The 686-nt window shown below is 63.6% G+C and carries 1 pseudogene; it reads left to right on the forward strand.

Going from position 1 to position 686, the window contains the following annotated elements:
• Window positions 1–686: pseudogene (locus CUC53_RS18730) on the forward strand (RHS repeat protein); the annotation flags it as partial.

Below are 686 nucleotides of genomic sequence, written 5' to 3' on the forward strand. Positions count from 1 at the left end.
AGAATGAGCGGATAACCCGGTTGGATTTACTGCGCCATGACGGGGTGCGCTGGGTCGCTCACGCATTGTTGCAGCGTTATCACTACAACGACGCAGGGCAGTTGGTGGCGGCTGAAAATGGCGCGGGCGAGCAGGAGCAGTATCGCTATCGGGCCGATGGGGTGATTGTGGAGCGGCGGCTGGCCGGTGGCGCAGGGTTCTTCTGGGAGTGGCAAGGAGAAGGCAAACAGGCGCGGGCTATTCGGCACTGGAGCGACGTGGCTGGGTTTGATGCGCGCTATGAGTGGGATGACGCCAAGGGCGAGGTCAGCGTGCAGAACGGCGATGGCAGCGTGGTGGTGTATCAGCACGACAGTCAGGCGCGGCTTATTCGCCAGCAAGACCCTGATGGGGCGGTGAGCGAGTTTGGTTACAACGACAAGGGCCAGAAGGTGTGGGCCCGCGATGCGCAAGGGAGCGAAACCCACTACCTGTACGACGAGGCGGGGCTGTTGGCGCACGAGGTGGCGGCCGATGGCAGCCTGACCCGTTACGCCTACTGGGATGGCCACCTGCGCAAGGTGGAGCAGTGCGGCGCCGAGGGTGGCGCGGTGCGAACCTGGCGGTTTGAGCGCAATGAACAGGGGGATGTGCTGGTTAAGACCGACCCGCTAGGGCGGCAGACCCACTACACCTACACAGGCCAA

This window comes from Aeromonas cavernicola (assembly GCF_002795305.1).
Classification (GTDB): Bacteria; Pseudomonadota; Gammaproteobacteria; order Enterobacterales; family Aeromonadaceae; genus Aeromonas; species Aeromonas cavernicola.